General features: G+C 35.2%; 17 protein-coding genes. All 17 read left to right on the forward strand.

What is annotated here, in order from left to right; genetic code table 11:
- Positions 1–252 precede the first annotated feature (252 nt).
- The 17 genes from FQ608_RS13865 to FQ608_RS13935 all read left to right on the forward strand — a co-directional run bounded on the left by FQ608_RS13865 (position 253) and on the right by FQ608_RS13935 (position 15,648).
- The gene (locus FQ608_RS13865) at positions 253–843 is read left to right on the forward strand and encodes a LemA family protein (protein WP_158858835.1); all 591 of its coding nucleotides are present in this window, start codon (positions 253–255) and stop codon (positions 841–843) included.
- 11 nt (positions 844–854) lie between these two features.
- Positions 855–1,289 (forward strand): TPM domain-containing protein, encoded by a 435-nt coding sequence (locus tag FQ608_RS13870; protein ID WP_158858836.1) that lies wholly within the window; start codon positions 855–857, stop codon positions 1,287–1,289.
- Positions 1,290–1,295: 6 nt separating this feature from the next.
- Positions 1,296–2,099, forward strand: coding sequence for a TPM domain-containing protein (locus tag FQ608_RS13875; protein ID WP_158858837.1), 804 nt, complete (start codon positions 1,296–1,298; stop codon positions 2,097–2,099).
- Positions 2,100–2,521: 422 nt separating this feature from the next.
- Positions 2,522–3,094, forward strand: a complete 573-nt coding sequence (locus FQ608_RS13880; RefSeq protein WP_158858838.1) for a porin family protein — start codon at positions 2,522–2,524, stop codon at positions 3,092–3,094.
- 109 nt (positions 3,095–3,203) lie between these two features.
- On the forward strand, positions 3,204–3,377 hold the full coding sequence (locus FQ608_RS27240; RefSeq protein ID WP_199856378.1) for a hypothetical protein: 174 nt from the start codon (positions 3,204–3,206) through the stop codon (positions 3,375–3,377).
- A 548-nt stretch (positions 3,378–3,925) separates the two neighbouring features.
- On the forward strand, positions 3,926–4,210 hold the full coding sequence (locus FQ608_RS13885) for a DUF6958 family protein (protein WP_158858839.1): 285 nt from the start codon (positions 3,926–3,928) through the stop codon (positions 4,208–4,210).
- A 10-nt stretch (positions 4,211–4,220) separates the two neighbouring features.
- On the forward strand, positions 4,221–4,433 hold the full coding sequence (locus tag FQ608_RS27495; RefSeq protein WP_262885503.1) for a DUF6364 family protein: 213 nt from the start codon (positions 4,221–4,223) through the stop codon (positions 4,431–4,433).
- Positions 4,434–4,650: 217 nt separating this feature from the next.
- Entirely contained in the window at positions 4,651–4,863 is a 213-nt protein-coding gene (locus tag FQ608_RS13890; RefSeq protein ID WP_234364200.1) for a hypothetical protein, read from the forward strand.
- Positions 4,864–4,999: 136 nt separating this feature from the next.
- A complete protein-coding gene (locus FQ608_RS13895; RefSeq protein WP_158858840.1) occupies positions 5,000–5,476 on the forward strand; it encodes a DUF1801 domain-containing protein in 477 nt (158 codons plus the stop codon).
- A 665-nt stretch (positions 5,477–6,141) separates the two neighbouring features.
- Positions 6,142–6,351, forward strand: coding sequence for a helix-turn-helix domain-containing protein (locus FQ608_RS13900; protein WP_072885721.1), 210 nt, complete (start codon positions 6,142–6,144; stop codon positions 6,349–6,351).
- Positions 6,342–7,322 carry a restriction endonuclease subunit M gene (locus tag FQ608_RS13905; RefSeq protein WP_158858841.1) on the forward strand — a complete coding sequence of 327 codons (981 nt, stop codon included), beginning with the start codon at positions 6,342–6,344 and terminating at the stop codon, positions 7,320–7,322. The genes FQ608_RS13900 and FQ608_RS13905 overlap by 10 nt, the downstream gene beginning before the upstream one ends.
- A 3-nt stretch (positions 7,323–7,325) precedes the next feature.
- Positions 7,326–11,285, forward strand: coding sequence for an Eco57I restriction-modification methylase domain-containing protein (locus tag FQ608_RS13910; RefSeq protein WP_158858842.1), 3,960 nt, complete (start codon positions 7,326–7,328; stop codon positions 11,283–11,285).
- A gap of 46 nt (positions 11,286–11,331) precedes the next feature.
- Positions 11,332–11,787 carry a hypothetical protein gene (locus FQ608_RS13915; protein WP_158858843.1) on the forward strand — a complete coding sequence of 152 codons (456 nt, stop codon included), beginning with the start codon at positions 11,332–11,334 and terminating at the stop codon, positions 11,785–11,787.
- A gap of 7 nt (positions 11,788–11,794) precedes the next feature.
- On the forward strand, positions 11,795–11,977 hold the full coding sequence (locus FQ608_RS13920) for a hypothetical protein (protein WP_158858844.1): 183 nt from the start codon (positions 11,795–11,797) through the stop codon (positions 11,975–11,977).
- Positions 11,961–14,396: an AAA family ATPase gene (locus tag FQ608_RS13925; protein WP_158858845.1), complete on the forward strand. Its 2,436-nt coding sequence runs from the start codon at positions 11,961–11,963 to the stop codon at positions 14,394–14,396. The genes FQ608_RS13920 and FQ608_RS13925 overlap by 17 nt, the downstream gene beginning before the upstream one ends.
- On the forward strand, positions 14,381–14,635 hold the full coding sequence (locus tag FQ608_RS13930) for a hypothetical protein (RefSeq protein ID WP_158858846.1): 255 nt from the start codon (positions 14,381–14,383) through the stop codon (positions 14,633–14,635). The genes FQ608_RS13925 and FQ608_RS13930 overlap by 16 nt, the downstream gene beginning before the upstream one ends.
- Before the next feature lie 38 nt (positions 14,636–14,673).
- Positions 14,674–15,648 (forward strand): SRPBCC family protein, encoded by a 975-nt coding sequence (locus FQ608_RS13935; RefSeq protein WP_158858847.1) that lies wholly within the window; start codon positions 14,674–14,676, stop codon positions 15,646–15,648.
- Positions 15,649–15,783: the final 135 nt, after the last annotated feature.

A 15,783-nucleotide genomic window follows, 5' to 3' on the forward strand; every position in this document is an offset into this window, starting at 1 on the left:
CCTTCAGGAAAATTCGCAGTCGATTAATTTCCCGCGGAACTTGTCCCGACTTTCGGGATACCGCTGATTCTCGATAATGCCCTTCTGCGTTAATCTCAATCCGCTGGAACAAAATATCCGCCGATTGGTGTTATTCACAAATATCCAGTACCACTACATCTATTTAAATTTCTTGGAAAAAAATCGTTTCCAACAACCCTCCTGCTCAATTTTACGTCAAATACCTGCATTGTTTTTAAAAAACATCCAACTATGAAAAAAGCATTAATTCCTATTGGTATCATTGTCCTGATCGGGATATTTGTTTACACAAAATCCGTAGGCGTGTACAATACCTTCGTGCAAACCGAAGAAACCATCAACGGTCAATGGGCTGAAGTAGAAACCCAATACCAAAGAAGAGCTGACCTGATTCCCAATCTGGTCAATACGGTAAAGGGATATGCTGACTTCGAACAGGAGACCCTGACGGGAGTGATCGAAGCCCGCGCAAAAGCCACATCCATCACTTTACAAGCCGATGACCTTACTCCTGAAAATATGGCAAGATTCCAAGAGGCACAGGACCAATTGAGCGGATCGCTAAGCAGACTCCTTGTAGCAGTAGAGCGATACCCGGACCTGAAAGCCAATCAAAACTTTCTGGAACTACAGGCGCAACTCGAAGGTACGGAAAACAGAATCGCCGTAGCAAGAAGAAACTTCAACCAATCCGTACAGGGTTACAATTCCAACCTCAGAACTTTCCCAAACAATATCTTCGCCGGTTGGTATGGATTTGAGACTAAGGGCTATTTCGAAGCCGCGGCAGGTTCCGAAACAGCACCAACTGTAGAATTCTAAAGAAAATTATCATGGCCGAAAAATTATTCAGTACCGCAGACCGTGCCATCATCATTGAGGCAATCAAGAATGCGGAAAAGGAAACTTCGGGAGAAATCCAAGTTCACATCGAAAGCCACTGTAAGGAAGATGTGCTTGACCGTGCTGCCGTTGTATTTGAGAAACTTAAGATGCACAAGACAAAGCACCGCAATGCGGTGCTTTTCTATCTTGCGGTGGAAGAACATAAGTTTGCCATTCTTGGAGATGTCGGCATCAACAGCGTAGTTCCAGATCACTTCTGGGAAAATATCAAAGAAGAAATGCTTATTCATTTTAAGACAAGAGCCTTCACTGAAGGTCTTAGAAAGGGAATAGAAATGTCCGGGCAGCAACTTCAACAACATTTTCCATACGAACAAAAAGGGGATATCAACGAACTTCCCAACGAAATATCCTTTGAATAAGTCATCATGATCTATAGAATCCTTTTCACTTCGTTGCTTTTATTGGCACTGTCATTCACGGGCTGGGCTCAGGGGGATTTTCCCGAAAAACCCAACCCACCCCGCTTGGTGAATGACTTTTCGAAGACGCTTTCAGATACAGAAGTCAGACAGCTGGAAAGTAAGCTTGTAGCTTATAATGACAGTACTTCTTCCCAAGTCAGCATTGTTTTGATCAATTCCGTAGGGCCTTATGATATCAGCGACTATGCGTTTCAACTAGGTGACAAATGGGGAATAGGGAGAAAAGACAGGGACAATGGCATACTTATCCTTGCAGCGATGAAAGACCGCAAGGTATTTATTGCAACGGGGTATGGCATGGAAGGGGCGATTCCTGATGCATTGGCCAAGCGGATCGTTGATCAGCTTATCGTGCCCAACTTCCGAACGGAAGACTATTATGCAGGTTTGGATGAAGCCACAGACATGATCTTTAAGCTTGCATCAGGAGAGTACGACGGGGAGGGCCTTAGTTCCTCTGACAGACCTGGTAAAGCGTTGCCACTGCTGTTTATTATTATCATGGTTCTTGGTGTTTTTTCCCTGATCAGAAACCGAAAAGACAACAACAACCATATGGGTGGAAAACGTGGCGGAGTAGATCTCCTCACCACAATGATGCTTGCCGGCATGCTGGGAGGCGGCAACAGAGGCAAATTTGGAGACTTTTCCTCTGGCAGAGGAGGCTTTGGCGGCGGTGGCGGCGGATCTTTCGGTGGCTTCGGTGGCGGCAGCTTCGGCGGTGGCGGAGCAGGAGGAAGTTGGTAAAGGGGTAAATTTCAGAAAATGACCTGAATTGGTCCGACTTGGTTCTTATCATGGAAACAGGGCAGCGGTCGAAGATTTGGAAACTTTACGGCCACCTGGAACTACAAGCCATTGAAAAATTTAACATTGGATTGAAATTTAGGAGTGGACTATTCGAATGTAAGGATGTGATCGTAGAAACTATAGCTGGTAATTGAAACTGTGAACTAGTATAACAAGAGCTATGATGGCGGATTTGGTTTAAAAAAGCCATAGAAGCAGTTCATGGACATAAAATACGCATACAACATACACATGTTGGAAGGTGAGATATATGTAAAATCTTGAAATTTTTGTGTAATCCAAATCGATTTAAAAGGGGCGATCTTTGTTTTTTACTTTTCTTATAAAAACAAATAACAGGTTACATCTTAACAAAATTTATGAAAAACATTATCTCTACCCTTTTTGCGGTGCTTCTTATTTCGGGTGCCGCTTACGCACAACATGCAGCCATCGGTGTCAAAGCGGGCGTAAATTCTTTTACAATTAATGGAAACGAAAACTTTGATACCAAAATAGGTTTTAATTTAGGTCTCCTTGGGCACATCCATCTGACAGGTCAATTTGCATTACAGCCTGAGCTTGTTTATTCTGCGCAAGGCGCAAAATACGACGTAGCTGGACAAGACGTTAATGTGAACCTTAACTATGTAAATGTACCTGTGTTGCTACAGTACATGTTTGACAATGGTTTCAGACTTCAGGCAGGACCACAACTTGGTATTTTGGCAAGTGCTAAGTCGAACGTAAATAATAATCGAACTGATGTGAAGGACAATTTTGAAAATATTGATCTTGGGTTGGGTCTAGGCGCAAGTTATGTAAATCCGGCAACAAACTTTGGGGTAGACGTTCGCTACAATCTTGGTCTGAGTAACATCAATAAAAACGGAAATACAAATTATTACAACAGAGGGCTACAGGCAGGGGTATTTTACCTTTTCAACCATTAGTCTTGGGTAACATAAAACATGATTAACAAAAAAAAGAGGCTTTCACTAGGCCTCTTTTTTTTACTTTATATCAAATTATCTACAATCTTTTACCGTCACAAAGTAAGCTATGAAAACACCCTCTTCCCCCAAGAAAATAACCTGGATCATCGGTCTTGTCGCCGGTCTGTTGGGAATAATAGGTAACTATGCACAGGTTGAAATACTAAGTGAACATAGCTATACCCTGTTGCTTGTTGGATTTTTGGTGCTTGCAGCTGGCTCCACTTTCCGGGATATATAATTTGATATCATCCATTTCCAATATTTTTAAATTTAAGTACCCGTTAATCCGCTAAACTTCCAGGTTTTGTTGATATTCTAGTAGTTCAGACTAACCGGGTGAAACCAGGAAGGTTTTTTTCTTTGTAGGGATCACCTGGTTAAAAGAAACTGCTGTGGGTTTTTTCGAACTAATAAATTTGGCCTGCGGACTTATTTTACTTTGATAATTTTCGGCATATTGTAGAATCCATCTTTCCGGTCTTAGACGTATGAGGACTAAAGGATTATCTTCATAAACTTAGATATTATTTGTCAAATCATTGTTTTTTTTCCTAGATTAGTTGAAATGAAAACCAAATTTATTGTTGTCAATCAAATGAAAGACTAGATAATAAAAAGATTATTAACAGCGCCTTAGGGTTGGCTTTTATCGGATTTGCAAGTGATTTTCCTCAGATGAATTGGTGTATTCCAATAGACTAGAGGGGAGTCAAAAACTTTGACTATATAGCATCTTTTTGTTGGTAGGATTGCTTTACAGCTACTACAATTTTAAAAAACAAAAAAATGGAAGAAGAAAAAATTTTGACATTACACCCCGAGGGAAAGAAGGGAGTAAACATTTTGAAAAGAAGATACGAAATCATCAAGGATTTTATTCTTCAAACTATTTCTGAAAAGGATGAAATCAGTTTTGAAGAATTAACGGATTTGGCGGTTGATAATCTTACAAAATCATTTGATGGGAAAGTCATTTGGTATGTAGTTACCGTCAAGCTTGACTTAGAAGCACGTGGGATGATTGAGCGCATACCAAAGACAAGTCCACATAAACTGAGAATTAAAAAGTAATCTGGATCTAATTGAGGCCGCTAAGATATATGCTAAGAGCCATCAAGTAAGCCTATCCAAGCTTATAGAAAATTATCTCAATTCATTAACTCGGGAATCAAAGAAAAAATCATCCGTAAGTCCTCTTGAGGAGAGTTTGACTGGTATTATTCCAAACGATTATGATGAGAAAAGGGACCACAGCGAGAAGATTGGCAGGAAATATTCCACTTTTATTATTTGAGCCAACTTTGTCAATGAGTTTAAGGTTTTTTAAAATGGCCGACAAGATTTCATAACAATATGACTGAACAAATCAACCAGCCCATACCGACGTTTTACCACGATATACATAACGCAACAAAGGAAAGTGGCTTTACAATGGCTTCTGATATGCTGACTTGAATTGGGCAACGGGTATTGCCATTGCGGTGAAAAGGTAAACAGTACATTAATATAATATGAAACCCTCTTCAAAAGCGGAAAACATCCTAGGCCAGATCAATGGTAAAACTAAACTTGGCGATCTGAGGAAAATTGCGAAGGAAATTAAAAAGGACCATGCCCTGACTATGGAACTATGGTCTACCGGAAAGTTCCTGCCCAGACAGCTGGCCATTTTGATAATGGACAACAAACTCCTTTCACATCGGAGAGAAAACGGGTCTTTATAAAAACGATATGGTCTCAAAAGGGTGTACTCCCGATTATTTGCCGGAGTTTATTGCGATTGAAGCTAACAAACGAGGTAAATAATTTTGTTACTTTGGATAAACATGATGCGGGCTGAACGGTCAAAATCTATACTATATGAAAGCTAACGGAAAAACAGTTGATGAAATTCTAAATAACCTTCCTGCCGACAGGGCAGAGCCTTTTAACAGGCTGCACGAGGTTATTGTAAAGAACCTCCCCAAGGGGTTTGAAGCTGCCATAAGTTATGGTGGATTGGGTTATATTGTACCGCATTCAGTCTATCCTGACGGTTACCATTGCAAACCGAGCGAGCCGCTTCCATTTGCGGGAATAGCTTCGCAAAAGGGTTCGATAAATTTTTACCATATGGGTATTTACTCCGATCCCAAATTGTTGGAGTGGTTTGTAACAGAATATCCCAAACACAGTAAGCAGAAACTGGATATGGGAAAAAGTTGTGTGCGGTTCAAGAAGTTTGATGAGATTCCCTATGCACTAATTGGCGAATTAATGAAAAAAATATCCGTAGAAGACTGGATCGAAAAATATGAAGCGGAACGAAAGCCAAAGCCAAAAACAGCTATTAAATGATCTTTGATTTGAATTGTTTAAGCTACCAGACGATTATGGGCGGGAACTCTTGAAAATTAATACAGGGTCAGTCATTCGACAGTGCTGCAACGTGGAGCGGTTGTTTATTTGCGCTTCAATTTCTAATTAGGTTTAACCAAAGAAAATTGAATGAAGCGAGTAGTATTTCATTGTAATGTATAAAAGTGGGACCCTTTGGCTTGAGAATTACCTTTCGAACTGTATCCCGGAATTTTTTGCAAAAATTGTTTATATTTCCACCGGATTCCTAAGGGGCCTTCTGTACTGAAATTGGGCGAGAATAAGATTCAAAAAAGGAATCTGAGCGTGGATATTTTGGATTCAATTGGATTTTATTATAGGGTTTCTTTAAAATAAGAGGAGGAAAAAAGTTCACCAAGTCAACAAAATAAGGAGATAATCCGAACTTAAAGTGCGGCAAAGTGCGGATATAAACGAGTTATCGCTCAGTGTAAAAAGCCGACCCGCAAATGGCACATTTGGTTTTTCCCGACACAAAAGCCAACGCTCAAAAAACCAAAAGAGCCATTTTTTGCCAACGCACAGACAGGACAACTAGACAATTATTCAAACATTTTTTATCTTGAAAAACGAGATATTAAAAAATAAAAACTAAATTTGTGACTTGACATCTTTAGACAACAATGAACAGAATTAAAGAAGTACTTGAAGAAAAAGGAATTAAGCAAACTTGGTTAGCCGAACAGCTAGGCAAAAGCTACAATATGGTAAACGGTTATGTGCAAAATCGACAACAACCAAGACTTGAAGTACTCTATGAGATAGCGAACATTCTAAATATTGATGTAAAAGAACTTTTAAAAACTAACGAAGAAGTATACAAGTGCAAGTAGTTATCGACATATTAGAAAATGAATTAATCGAGAAGTACCCTGTAGTTCTTGGAATACTACTGCGTGATCAGACCACTCAGAAAAATATTTTTTGGTCGACAGACAATTACGAACACTTAGGAGATTCATACAAATTCAACTCTGAAATTTTACCTGATTTAATTACTGGTGAAAAAGGCAATGTAATAATGCCAAGGGTTCACAAGGATAAAATCTTACAATTATCTCGCTCCAAAGAAATGGCAGAAGTTTTTACGCCTTCTTGGATATGTAACGCACAAAATAATTTAGTTGACAATTCTTGGTTTGGAAAAGATGATGTTTTCAATAAAGAAATCTTGTTGAAGAATGGAACTAAATCTTGGGAAACAACAAAAGAAAAAATAGTTTTTCCAAAAGACAAAACTTGGCAAGACTATGTTCGTGATACACGTCTAGAGATTTCTTGCGGAGAAGCACCGTATCTTGTTAGCAGATATGACACGACAACAGGAGAGTTTATTAAAATCGAGAACAGAATCGGGATTTTAGACAGAAAATTAAGAGTAGTAAATGAAAATTTGGACTCAATAAATGAATGGTTAAAAGCGGTTGAAACCGCATATAAAAACACATACGGTTTTGAATGGCAAGGAGATAGTTTGCTTTTGGCTCGTGAAGCATTGCTAATAACATTCATTGAAAACTTTACACATAAATTTGAGACTGAACCAACACTAAAAACCATCCAAAATATTGCACAAATTATTTCTTGGAATATTTGGCAAATGGACGGTCTAAAAGGTGTTATTCCGAACAGTTGTAAAGATGAAACAATAGAAATTCCAGATTTTTTTGAAACTAGAACAGAAATAAAGAAATGCAAAGGTTGTGAAACTCAAAATATAAAATCACACAATGGTATTTATTGCAACATTATGGATTGGGATATAGAAAAGCCGATAAAATTTATATCTCTTTTAGAAAAGTAAACTATGCCAGAAACAAACAATATAAATGTAGATATACTTGATGACTTAATCATTGGAAGAGTAGAACCCCAAATCTATGCTTTTACAACCGAAACAATACCGAATTATCTAAAAGTTGGCGATACCTACCGACCAATTGAAATGCGATTGAATGAATGGCGTAAATACTTCCCTAACCTTGAAAAGAAATTTGGAGATGTTGCAAAAGTTGATGACGAAACTTTTTTCAGAGATTATGCAGTTCATTTTTTTCTTGAAAACGAATTAAAAAGAAGTCGATTAAAGCCTAACGCTTTAAAAGGAATCCCATACTACTCAAATGAGTTTTTTGAAAACGCAACTGAGGAAGACCTGCAAGAAGCTATAGAAGATATAAAAAGCGGACATCAAAACAACGAATCAAAATATCAATATTATCGCTTTGATGAAAGCCATATTCCAATTACTCATACATACACAAGAATAGAAGAATATCCACTACGACCCAATCAAAAAAAGACAGTAGATAATTTTCGTGTAGCTATAAATAAAGGCAGAACCAACTTGCTGATGTATGCAGTAATGCGTTTTGGTAAATCATTTACCTCAATGTCTTGTGCAGTTGCAATGGGAGCTAATTTGGTAGTTGTGGTTTCTGCGAAAGCTGATGTAAAAGAAGAATGGAAAAAAACGGTTGAAAGCCATATTAAATTTGATGGCTATTGTTTTTTAGATAGTAACGCTCTCTTATCAAGTGACAGTATCATTACCGAAAAGCAGAATGCAAATGAAAAAATCGTTTTATTTCTAACCTTACAAGACTTGCAAGGTGAAGAAATCAAAACCAAGCATAAAGAAGTTTTTGAAAATCAAATTGACTTATTGCTTATTGATGAAACCCATTTTGGAGCAAGAGCAACCGAGTACGGAAAAGTCCTAAAAGAGGAAAATTTAAGTGCCAAAGAAATAAAAAGTGAATTAAAACTAAATGACAATACTTTAGACGATTTAGAAATTACCAATAAAGTTTTTAATGCGAAAATTCGCATTCATCTTTCGGGAACTCCTTATCGTATTTTGATGAATAGTGAGTTCACCAATGATGATATTATTGCATTCTATCAATTCACAAATATTGCAGAAGACCAAGCACAATGGGATTTAGAAAATATAAATAAAGACGAAGTTAAAGAATGGGATAACCCCTATTATGGTTTTCCTCAAATGATTCGTTTTGCTTTTAATCCCAATGAATCTTCCCGAAAAAAAATGGAAGAAATGAAAAAGAAAGGTGTAACCTATGCTTTTTCAGAACTTTTTAGACCGCAATCAATAACCATAGACAAGGAAAATAAACTACATAAAAAATTCAAGTACGAAAAGGAAATTCTTGACTTGCTAAAAGTCATTGATGGTTCAGAAGAAGATGCCAATTTATTGAGTTTCTTAGATTACGACAAAATAAAAGAGGGCAAAATGTGCCGTCATATCGTTTGTGTTTTGCCTTACAGAGCATCTTGTGACGCATTGGAGGAATTAATCAAGAACAACAAATTTAAACATCTTAGCAATTACGAAATCATAAATATCTCAGGAGTTGAGAACGAAAAAAACTTCAAAGACACACAAGCAGTGCAAGCCAAAATAAAAAAATGTGAAAGTGAGAATGTAAAAACAATCACTTTAACAGTAAATAGAATGCTTACTGGTAGTACTGTTCCTGAATGGGATACTATGCTTTACCTAAAAGACACGGCTTCACCACAAGAATACGACCAGGCAATTTTTCGTTTACAAAATCAGTTCATAAAAATTTTTAAAGAGCCGAATGGTGATGTGGTCAAATTCAATATGAAACCACAAACTTTGTTGGTTGACTTTAACCCTAATAGAATGTTCCAAATGCAGGAACATAAATCACAGATTTACAATGTAAATACTGAATCTAACGGAAACAGCAAATTAGAGGAACGAATCCGAAAAGAACTTGAAATATCTCCAATTGTAGTGTTAAACAATAACAAAATTGTTCAAATACAGCCAGCTGATATTTTGGATGCTATTCGTAAATATTCGAGTAGTAGAAGCGTATTTGATGAAGCTACAACTATTTCAATTGATTATTCTTTGTTGGATATTGAAGCAATCAAAGCCGAAATTGAAAAACAAAATAAAATTGGTTCTCGTCAAGGATTAGAAATTCCGCCAGCAAAAGGCGAGGGAGACGAAATTGATGTAGATGATACTTTCGATAATGAGGAGGATGAAAATGAAGAAAATTCTAAATCAAAAGCAAAAGATGATGAAGCTGTAAATGATTACAAAGGTCAATTTGCTATGTATTATGCAAGAATTTTATTCTTTGCATTTTTGACAGATTCAAGAGTTAAATCCTTACAAGAAATCATTAACCATATCAAGGATAATGCTGATAATTTGCGAATAGCTTCAAATTTAAGCCTTGAAACCATAATACTTGAATTGTTTCAAAAACATATCAACCCATTTGTATTAAGTGAGTTGGATTATAAGATTCATAATATTAATTCATTGGCAAACGACACGGCAATTTCTCCAGTGGAAAGAGCAAGTAATGCAATGAAAAAATTCGGTCGTCTTTCAGAATGGGAAGTAGTAACTCCTGAAAGTGTTACCGATAGGATTCTTGATTCAATGCCAAATAATGCTATTTCAGAATCTACATTAATCATTGACATTGCTTCTAAACAGGGTGAATTTGTATATGCTGTTTATAGAAAATTCGGAAAAAATATAGCAAGTAATTTTTATTCTATTCCCACTTCTAAACTTACTTATGAATTCACAAGAAAAGTTTACAAACTGCTAGAATTAGATATTAATCTAATTGAACACAATTATACATCTTTAGATTTAATCAAAGAAAACACTTTGATTGAAGATGAAACCATTAAAATAAACAACAAGAAAATGAAGTTTAATGTAATCGTTGGCAATCCGCCTTATCAACAAAAAGAAGGGGGTGCAAATAGTAATACAGCTTTACCTATTTACAACCTCTTTGTGGAAATCGCTAAAAAGCAAAATCCTGAATACATATCTTTAATTATGCCAACTAGATGGTATGCTGGAGGAAGGGGATTAGACGATTTTAGAGATGAAATGTTGAATGACATTCATATTTCTGAATTACACGATTTTCTTAATCCTGAATTACTTTTTCAAAACATTAACAATAGAGGTGGTATTTGTCATTTCTTATGGGAAAAGGATTATGACAACACAAAGGATTTAACAAAGGTCTTTACTTATAATGAAGACTTAACGCCTAGCATTAAAAAAAGAAGCTTGAAAACTCAAAATTCAGATATATTAATCCGTCATAATATTGGTGTTTCTATAATCGAAAAAGTGAGCAAAAACAAAAATTTTGAAACTTTATCAACTTATGTATCTGCTGCAAAAGCTTTCGGATTTAGAACATACTTTATAAAAGATGAAAAATTCAGGGCAAGTTCAAAGAATCTTAAATATCCCATAACTTGCTACGGAAGAGCGAAATCAGTTGGCTATGTTGAAAAATCAGAAGTTTTATCTAATAAAAACTGGATTGATGTTTGGAAAGTTTATGTTCCAGAGTCGAATAATATCGGGACTGAATTAAATGATGACAACCAAAATTCATTTGTTGGTGAACCTGGGACAATTTGCACGGAAACTTATTTGGTAATTGGTGCTGAATTATCCTTAGATAAAATATCAAGTAAAAATCTATCAAATTACTTGCGAACAAGTTTTGCTAGATTTATGCATAGCTTGGCAAAAATAAGCCAACACGGCACATCTAAAACATATCAATTTGTGCCACTTCAAAATTTCACTAAAAATTCAGATATAGACTGGACTAAATCGACAAATGAAATTGACAGGCAATTATATGCAAAGTATAAACTGACCAATGAAGAAATTGAGTTTATTGAAAGTATGATAAAACCAATGGCTTAGTAAATTAAGGGATAATGAATAATAATTTTTAAAGCGTTTTAGAAGAATGGCAAATGAAGTAACCATATATTTTGATAGTCCAAAATTGTTTGAATCAAACAACATAAAGCCCTTAAATGGAATTGCAGGTTTATACTTCATTTTTAGCCAATCTATTGAAATTCAATATCCTTTTCAAAAGTCTAAACTTTTGTATATCGGTATGAGTGAAAGAAGAACCAATAGCATTGGAAATCGTTTGTTGGGTCATTTTGATGGTAAATCAAAAAATCTTGGTTTAGTTAATTACAGAAAAGTTGAACCTTTATTTTTTACATACATCAATTTTGAAATGCTTAAAAGTTTATGGCAATTCAGAATTGAAGATTTAGAAAGTTATTTCATTTTAGATTTTGTTGAACAATTTGGAGTTTACCCTATTTGCAATAACAAATCGGGATTTGAAATTCAAAACCAAACATTAACATCTAGTTTTAAAATTGACTGGAAATATTTTAAATAATGGCACTATGGAAGATAAAGTAAAATCCGGTAAAGAAATATTAGATGATTTTTTTGATGGCATTGAGGAAATCGAAAATGTTGATAAAGACATTGCAAAGATGTTGTCGAAACTGTATCAAGAGGATAAATTGACGGACACCAATGTTAAAAATGAACTTCAAAAACTAAGAGATGGAAACAAAAATTAATACAATTTCCATCAAAGGAATAAGAGGTGCTAAAAACGTTTTAGAATTACCCCTAAATGGTAGGTCAATTGTTTTATATGGAGACAATGGAACAGGAAAAAGCAGTATATCTGATGCGATTGAATGGTTTTATACTAATCGTGTAGAACATTTATCAAGCAATAGCGAAATTGATTTAAAAGATGCTTTACGAAACTCATCTCTTAAAACTGATGATGTTTCGGAAGTAGCCGTATCGTTTGTAAAAGAAACTGCCTTAGATTGTTCTAAATCACTTTTCAACAAACGAGATAAATTGATAACTGAATTTTCAAATGTTAGTGATGATTTTAAAAATTACTTAGAGGAATCAAAAGAAGAGAATCTTTTATTACGCTATCAATACCTAACCAATTTTATTGACAACACTAAAAGCGACAAGCTAAAATATTTATCTGATATTATTGGTTTTGGAGAAGTAACAAAGAAAAAAGAGGTTCTGAAAAAAAGTTGGAATTCGATAAAAACGGAAATTAAAAACCAAAATTTTGAAGCTCAAATAAATACTCAAAAAGGAGTTTTAATTGAAAAATTAGGAGCAGCAATTAGCCAAGAAGAAAACTTAATTGAGGTTATCAATGAAAAAATAAAGCCTTTAAAAACAGGCATTGTGGTTAAAGAAATAAAGGACATTGATAAAGTTTTAACTCACTTAAAAAATGCTACAAATAATAAACTGAATAAAGAGTTGGCGTTTTTAGAAAAGTCAAATTCAGTTATCAGTACGCTCAAAGCTGAAATAGAATTTATAAATACAGAATACGAAAAATACTATCATGAGTTTGAGATAATTGCCAATGATGTTGAAAGCATTATGCAAACATTTTTAGGCGAATTACTGAAAACTGGAGATGCAGTTTTATCTAAAAAATATCATAAAGACGAAAGTTGCCCGCTTTGTTTACAACCGAAAAGTATTGATGAACTTCGCTTAGAAATAGCTGAAAGGTTAAAAGAAATTGAAGAATCGACAAAGAAGAAAGCATCTTTTGATAAAGCGAAGCAATTAATCCAATCTATAACTGTTGAACGCATAAAAAGATTAGATACCATTTTTTCAGAGACACTAATCGAATCGGAAGATTATAAATACATCAAAACAGGGTTTGAAGACTTAAAGAAAAAAGTAAATGAGTTTCAAAAATCAAGTTTAGAAAAAGTTACTTCTGGAAATAAAACACCTAAAATCGATACCATCAAATTAGAATTAACTGATTTTGACTTTCAAGAAAAAATAACCATAAGAATCAAGCAAATACAAGACATTTTCAAAAAGGACAATTCAGCAGTTCTTTATTCAAATATTTCTGCTTCTAAGGATGCTTTTTTGAAAATTCAGCAATTTGATAAGCAGAAAATAATACTTGAAAAACAACAAAAATCGTTAGAGATTATTTATAATGAATTTGTAAAAAAGCAAAAAGAAGGACTTGAAAATTTCATTTCAACTTTTTCTGGCAAAATAAATGAGTACTACCAATATATGAATCCTGGCGAACCTTTTCAGGACATTGCAATTGAAACTATTGGAGAAGAAGACGAATTAATAGGAATAACGATTAAATACAAATACAACGGAAATTGGGTTTTTCCTCCACAAAAATACTTTAGTGAATCTCATTTGAATTGCTTTGGAATTTCATTCTTTTTAGCTTCTGTAGATGCTTTTAACACCAAAAATAAGTTCATTGTTTTAGATGACGTAATTTCAAGTTTTGACTCCAACCATAGAAAGAAATTTGCAGAATTAATATTTGAAAAGTTTTCCAAATATCAAATCATATTGCTTACTCACGAGGAAGATTGGTTTACAAACTTTGTAAGCCCGTTAGCAAAAACTAAAAATTGGATTATAAATGAAATTAAATGGTCAGAGGATAAGGGAACTCATTTTGATGAAGAGCCAAATGACCTTAAAGAGAGGATTGAAAAATGTATTGCAGAAAGCAAAATAGATGATTTAGGAAATCCAATCCGTAGGTATTTAGAGTTTTCCTTAAAGGAAATTGCGTTTAATATTGAAGCAAAAGTGGCATTTAATTATAACAGCACAAATGAACACAGAATGCCACACGAATTAATTACTCGCATAAAATCAGAAATTAAAATTTGCAGTCCAGAGTTAAAAGACAAGTTTACGCTAATAGATAATATTCTTGCATCCCCCATCTTAAATAACTTATCTCACGCAAGTACATTCAATCCTAAAATTGGGGATTTAAGAGCATTTTGGAAAGACATTAAAGAACTAGAAGGAATATTTATTTGTGGAGATATTGAATGTAAAAGACCAATGGTATCACTTAGGAATTATGACACAGTTGCAAAGAAAATTAGATGTGGTTGTGACAAAACAAAATACGAATGGAGCAAGAAATAACACCCACGCTAAAAGCCATACACATTTGCAATTCGCACCAGCCAACGCACCGCCAAAAATTGCAAAAGAGTATGTCTTTGCCAACGCTGACCGACAAACAGGACGAAAAAGAACACCGAAGCGATAACATCACCTATACGCAAGCAGGGGTTTCGTGCTTCTTAGGACAGGAAAGTGCTAAATTTAAAGTTCAGTTCTTCGTAGGAAGTTTAGTGGTTAAAATCCCTGCCTGCGTATAGCTGAGAACCGTTATATGCCACTTTAGGACGACACGACAATGAAAGAACAGATAGAAAAAATATTGCCAACTGACGACAAAAAACGGAAAGGGATTTCGGTCGGACTGACTGTTATCATTTCAGGACTTTTGACACTTTGGGGCATTTACGGAATTGGACAATATGGAATTGCCTTGTTCATTTTGACACCTCTTTTCATTGGTGCGGGTTCGACAATTTTATATGGACTAAAAAAAGAAATAACAAAAAAAGAAGCGTGGCAAATTGGTTTTTTGACACTTGGAGTTTTTACGGCAGGACTTTTAGTTTTTGCAATTGAAGGTGTAATATGCATTGCAATGGCAGCACCAATCGGACTTTTGTTGACTTGGGTTGGTAGTTTAATTGGTTATGCAATAATCAACAAGACACCAGACAACGCACCAACAACAATGCTGATTTTAATTGGTATCATTCCGACAATGGCGTTCATAGAAAAAGATAATGAGCCAACCTTGACTTCAGTTGTAACTTCAATAGAAATTAACGCAGACCCACAGACAGTTTGGAAAAACGTTGTTGAGTTTCCGCAACTTGACGAGCCGACCGAATTTATTTTTAAGACAGGAATTGCATATCCGATAGACGCAAAAATTGAAGGAACAGGAGTTGGTGCAGTTAGACACTGCAATTTTACGACAGGCAGTTTTGTAGAACCAATCACAGTTTGGGACGAACCACATCTTTTAAAATTTGACGTTGTTGAGCAACCTGAACCAATGAAAGAATTAAGTTTTTGGGACATTGACGCACCGCATTTACACGACTATTTTGTTTCTAAACAAGGACAATTCAAATTGACAGAATTACCAAATGGAAACACACTTTTAGAAGGAACGACTTGGTATTATCACAATATACGACCGACATTTTATTGGCAATTATGGAGTGACCATATCATTCACAAAATACACCAACGAGTATTGACACATATAAAGAAAAACGCTGAGAATGAAGAGAAAAGCGGCATATAACAGCACCTACCCAAAAGGCGGGGTTTCGTGTTCCAAAGACAGTTTTGTGGTTAATCAAACATTAGTTTTTCAAATCAAGTTTTGTGCTAAAAGTCCCGCCCTTCGGGTAGCTGCGAAACGTTATGCACCATTCTA

The organism is Lunatibacter salilacus (assembly GCF_009797935.1).
Classification (GTDB): domain Bacteria; phylum Bacteroidota; class Bacteroidia; order Cytophagales; family Cyclobacteriaceae; genus Lunatibacter; species Lunatibacter salilacus.